At 71.8% G+C, this 5,202-nt stretch carries 4 protein-coding genes; 2 read left to right on the top strand and 2 right to left on the bottom strand.

Going from position 1 to position 5,202, the window contains the following annotated elements; translation table 11 throughout:
- A partial coding sequence (locus H0488_RS21940) for an EamA family transporter (protein ID WP_312856480.1) occupies nucleotides 1-711 on the bottom strand: 711 nt, incomplete at its 3' end.
- Between the two features lie 38 nt (nucleotides 712-749).
- On the opposite strand from H0488_RS21940, the gene H0488_RS21935 reads away from it, so the two are divergent.
- A complete protein-coding gene (locus tag H0488_RS21935; RefSeq protein WP_183101335.1) occupies nucleotides 750-1,838 on the top strand; it encodes a WD40/YVTN/BNR-like repeat-containing protein in 1,089 nt (362 codons plus the stop codon).
- Between the two features lie 97 nt (nucleotides 1,839-1,935).
- Here the strand turns inward: H0488_RS21935 and H0488_RS21930 are convergent, their stop codons facing one another.
- Nucleotides 1,936-3,501 carry a hypothetical protein gene (locus H0488_RS21930; RefSeq protein ID WP_183101334.1) on the bottom strand — a complete coding sequence of 522 codons (1,566 nt, stop codon included), beginning with the start codon at nucleotides 3,499-3,501 and terminating at the stop codon, nucleotides 1,936-1,938.
- A gap of 524 nt (nucleotides 3,502-4,025) precedes the next feature.
- Here H0488_RS21930 and H0488_RS21920 point away from each other — a divergent pair.
- On the top strand, nucleotides 4,026-5,202 hold a 1,177-nt coding region (locus H0488_RS21920), incomplete at its 3' end, for an ATP-binding protein (RefSeq protein WP_183101332.1).

Below are 5,202 nucleotides of genomic sequence, written 5' to 3'. Positions count from 1 at the left end.
CACCCGCCGCAGGGCGACCAGCTCGCAGCTGTACGGGACCACCGAGCTGAGCAGGCCGACCGCCGCGCCGAGCGCGAGGAGCCGCGGGTCGGCGAGCGGGTCCCGGTCGATCCCGGCGAGCGCCGGCGACAGGAGCAGTACGGCGACGACGCTGGCGACTGCCAGGCCGTCGAGCCCGTCCCAGCGCCGACCGGTGTGCGCGCTCAGCAGGATGTAGCCCGCCCAGGACGCGCCGGCCAGGAAGGCGTAGGTGACGCCGAGCAGGTCGAGGTCGGCCCGCTCGGCCCCGAGCAGCAGCACCCCGAGGGCCGCCAACCCGACCCACGCGAGGTCTCGGGGACGGCGCGACCCGACCAGCGCCACGGCCAGCGGCCCGATGAACTCGATGGTGACCGCGATGCCGATCGGGATCCGGCTGAACGACTGGTAGATCGCCCAGTTCATCAGGGCCAGCGACACCCCGAAGCCGAGCACGGTGAGCCAGTCGACGCGGTCCCGTCCCCGCAGTCGTGGTCGGGCGATGACGAGCAGCACCGCGGAGCTCGAGGCCAGCCGCAGCCACACCAGCCCGGTCGGCGAGATCTCGTCGAAGAGCGTCTTCGCGACACCCGCGCCGAGCTGGACCGAGGCGATGCCCACGAGCACCAGCGCGATCGCCGTACTCCTCGTCAGAGATCGGTTGTCGGAGACCGATGACATCGTGGGCGTCACTCGGTCAATCTAGGAGTAGGCGAGCGAAAGAGGCGGCAATGGGCACCATCTTGATGGTCGGCACGCGCAAGGGACTCTGGATCGGTCGTTCGGACGACCGGCGCGAGGATTGGTCGTGGACAGGTCCGCACCACGACATGGAGGAGGTCTACTCCGGTCTGGTCGACACCCGTGGTGGTCGACCTCGGTTGTTCTCGGGTGCGTCGTCGAGCTGGCTCGGACCCCAGGTCCGGTGGTCCGACGACTTCGGCGAGTCGTGGCAGGAGACGCCGGGTGGCGCGATCCGCTTCCCCGAGGGGAGTGGGGCGACCGTCGAGCGCATCTGGCAGATCGTGCCCGGCATCGAGGACGGCGTCCTCCACGCCGGCACCGAGCCCGGCGCGGTCTGGAAGTCCGTCGACGGCGGCGAGACGTTCGCACTCGAGGAGGCCCTGTGGAACCACCCGCAGAAGCCCGAGTGGGGTGCCGGGTTCGGCGGTCAGGCGTTCCACACGATCCTTCCGCACCCGACCGACGCCGACTCGCTCACGGTGGCGATCTCCACCGGCGGCGTCTACCAGACCACCGACGGCGGCGCCTCCTGGGCGCCCCGCAACCAAGGGATCCGCGCCGACTTCCTGCCCGAGGACCAGCGCTACCCCGAGTTCGGGCAGTGCGTGCACAAGGTGACCCGCCACCCGAGCAACCCGCAGCGGCTCTTCGCCCAGAACCACGGCGGCGTCTACCGCTCCGACGACGAAGGCGGCTCGTGGACCTCCATCGGCGACGACCTGCCGAGCGACTTCGGGTTCCCGATCGTCGTCCACCCGCACCGCCCCGAGACCATCTACGTCTTCCCGCTGGGCGCCGGCGAAGGCCGCTACCCGCCCGAGGCGAAGGCCCGGGTCTGGCGGTCCGACGACGCGGGGGAGTCGTGGACGTCGTACGGCGACGGCCTGCCCGACGAGTTCTACGTCGGCGTCATGCGCGATGCCATGTGCGCAGACACCCACGACCCGGCGGGGATCTATCTCGGCGCCCGCAACGGGGCGGTGTGGGCGTCGAAAGACGAGGGCACCACCTTCCGCCAGATCGTGTGCAACCTGCCCGACGTGATGTCGCTGAAGGTCGGGGTCTGGGAGGGCTGAGCACAGCCGTGCGGCCGGTCCTGGTCGGACCGGCCGCACGACTCCCCACCTCAGGCGGCGGTCGCCCGCCCCCTGTGCTCGTGACAGATGGCTCGGGTCACTTGGCGACCACGAGGCCGTCGATGCTGACCAGCTTGCCGTCAGGGCTGGTCACCTTGATGGTGAGCGTCCCGGACTTGACGGTCGGGAACGCCGCCATGTTGATGACCTTCTTCTTGCCGGTGCCGTCGAGGCTGTAGCTGCCGAGGGTCTCGCCGGCGAAGGTCACCTTGACCGTGCCGCCGCCGTCGGTCTTCCGCACGACCAGCGCGAGCCGCTTGGCCTTGACGCCGGTGCGGGTCAGGGTCCGACCCTGCTTGTTGGTGGTCAGCAGCGTGTTGCGGAAGTTGCCGGACTGGGTGACCTTGTTCCAGCCGTCGCCGACCAGTCCCCGGTCGTCGAGCGGCACCGTGGTGCACGACGGGTCGCTCGTGGTCGAGTTGCCGGCGGCGTCGGTCGAGCGAACCTGGAGGCAGTAGCTCGTGCCGAGCTTCCACGGGACGTCGGCCTCGGTGCCGGGCGCGTCGTTCACGAGGACCTCGGGGTCAGAGTGGCCGGCCTCGTTCCACGCCGCGCGGGTGGCGTAGATGTCGCTGCTCGGGATGTTCGACAGCGAGTCCTCCATGGTCCACGAGATCGGGAAGACGGTCATCGGCAGCGGCGGGTTCTCCAGCATGTTGGCGGGCAGGGTGTCGATCGCCACCGTCGGGCCGGCCGCGTCGAAGAACTTGCCGCTGATCCCGCCGGCGGGCTTGAAGGCGACCGAGATCGCGTTGCCCTCGCGGTCGACGTCGACCGCGTCGTCGGCGTGGAAGCCGTTGCCGCTGTAGACCGGGACGAAGGGCTGGATGCCGCCCGTCCGGGTGTGGGTCACGACCTGGCCGTCGCCGCTGTGCTGGACGACGCGCAGTCCGCTGTCGCTGATCCGCGCCGTCGGGTCGACCGCGTTGGTGGTGGTGCCGCTCAGCGGGCTGGCCGTGCCGGGGTAGGCCCCGTTGGCGGCGCTGGCGGAGAAGACGCGGGTGAGCGCGTTCTTCTTCGAGATCCAGGTGAACAGCGCGGACCCGGTCGCGTTGATGTCGACGCTCGTCTCGTAGACGTACTCGTCGACGGGACCGACGGTCTGGTCCGGCATCGCGGTGCCGTCCGGCAGCACCCGGCTCGTCTGGGCGACGTAGAAGCCGTTCTGGATGTCGGCGTAGATGACCTGGCCCTGCCCGTTGTCGCTGAGCGCGACCTCGGGCGGGGCGGCGACGTCGCCGGTGTTGCTGGTGCTGTCACCGATGCTCCAGCCCTGACCGGGCGTACGCCGGCTCACCGTCACGACGTCCGTGTTGAGACCGCCGTACGTGTAGGCGACGAGCGCCTCGCCCTTGGTGTTCACGTCGAGCGACGGGCCCCAGGAGTGCGACGCGGAGATGACCTTGGGCGGCAGCGGTGCCTGGCCCTCCCACCACTCGGTCGCGAACAGCTTGTTGTTGGCCTCGTCGCCGTTGACGGTCGCGGTGGCGATCACGAGGCCGTTGCCGGCGATCCCCAGGTCGGCGTTGCCCGAGACGTCGGCACCGGCGGGTGTGAGCAGCTGGAGACCGGTCCAGCTGGTGGGGGAGACCTGACGGCTCACCCGCAGCCGGTTGTCACCGGAGACGCTCTCCTCCCAGCCGACCGCGGCGTCGCCCTTGCCGTTGGCGGCGAGGACGAGGCCCTCGGCGTCGACGTNCCCTCGGCGTCGACGTCGCCGCGCACCTGGTCGTGGCCGATCCAGACGCCGTCGACGGCGGTGAACGCGTGCACCGCGCCGTTGATGATCGCGGCCGCGACGGCGTCGCCGGGACCGGTCGAGACGACGTCGACGTCGCTGACCGTGCCTGCCGGGAACGGGATCTGCTGGGTGGTCAGCCAGGCGGCGCCATGGGTGGGGGCGGACGGGAGGCCGATCGAGAGAACGCTCGCGCCGAGGATGGCGGCGGTCGCACCGAGAATCTGCTTGCGCATGGATGTGCCTTTCGTGGAGGGCGTGGGGTGCCCTGGGGAGGTGACACAACAGTCGTCGGCGAGGGGGTCCCGCCACATCCGCGAACAGCACGCAACCAACGCGTTCGACTACGTATTCATCTCTGAGCGGCCGGGTGGGCCTACGATGCGGCAGTGCGATGTCCGGTCCTCGTCTCCCGGGGGGACGAGATGGCGCGGCTCCGGGATGCGCTCGCCCTGCCTGCTTCCGGGCACGGCGGGGTGTGGGTGATCCGCGGCGAACCGGGCGTCGGCAAGTCGCGGGTCGCCGCGACGGTCCTCGCCGAGGCGGAGCAGGCGGGGATGGCCGTGCTGTCCGGGCGCGCGGTGCGCTCCGCCGCGCCGACGCCGATGCGCCCGCTCGGCGAGGCGCTGCTGGGGTGGTTGCGGACCGGATCGGTGCCGGACGACTCCCGGCTCGCGCCGTACCTCCCGGCGCTGGGGCGGCTGGCGCCCCAGCTCGGCACTGCGCCGGGCGACGGTGGCTCCTCGATGATGCTGGTCGGCGAGGGCCTGCTGCGGCTGGCATCCGCACTCGACGGCCCCGGCGTGCTGCTGGTGATCGAGGACCTGCACTGGGCGGACCCGGAGACGCTCGGGGTGCTGGAGTACGTCGCCGACAACGTGCGCGACGTACCGCTCCTCGTCGTGACGACCACCCGGCCGTACGACGCGCCGGCGGTCGGTGAGCTGGTCGGTGCGCTGAAGGCACGGGGGGCGGCCGAGATCCTGGCCCTCGACCCGCTCGCCGACGGCGAGGTGACCGAGATGCTGGAGGCCTGCCTGGCCGGCCCGGCGCCCGACGGCCTGGCCGACTGGGTGCTGCGGTTCTCGGCCGGCTTCCCGCTGCTGGTCGAGGAGGTGCTCGCCGACCTGCAGGCATCGGGAGCGCTGGTCGTCGACGGGAGCGGGGCCGGGGCGGAGGACGGCGCCGGCTGGCGGCTGGCGACCGAGCTGGCGGCCACCGTGCCGCCCTCGTTCGCGCGGTCCGTCGAGGCCCGCCTGGAGCGGATGTCGGCCACCGCCCGCGAGGTGATGGAGGCGGCGGCGCTGCTCGGCACCGACTTCGACTGGCAGGTCGTGGGTGCGGCCCTCGGCCTCGACGACCGCACCACCTCGGCGGCGATCCGCGACCTCAGCCGGGAGCGGTTCGTCGTGCCCGACGGCGACGGGTTCGCGATCCGGCACGCGCTGACCAGGGAGGCGGTGCTCGCGACGGTGCTGCCTCCGGACCGGAGGCGGCTCGCCTCGTTGCTGGCCGAGGCGGTCGAGGCCCGCGGCGAGGAGCGTGACGCCGACTCCGACCAGGTCG

It is taken from the genome of Nocardioides pelophilus (genome assembly GCF_014180685.1).
GTDB lineage: Bacteria > Actinomycetota > Actinomycetes > Propionibacteriales > Nocardioidaceae > Nocardioides > Nocardioides pelophilus.
This window is presented reverse-complemented; position numbering and strand designations above follow the sequence as displayed.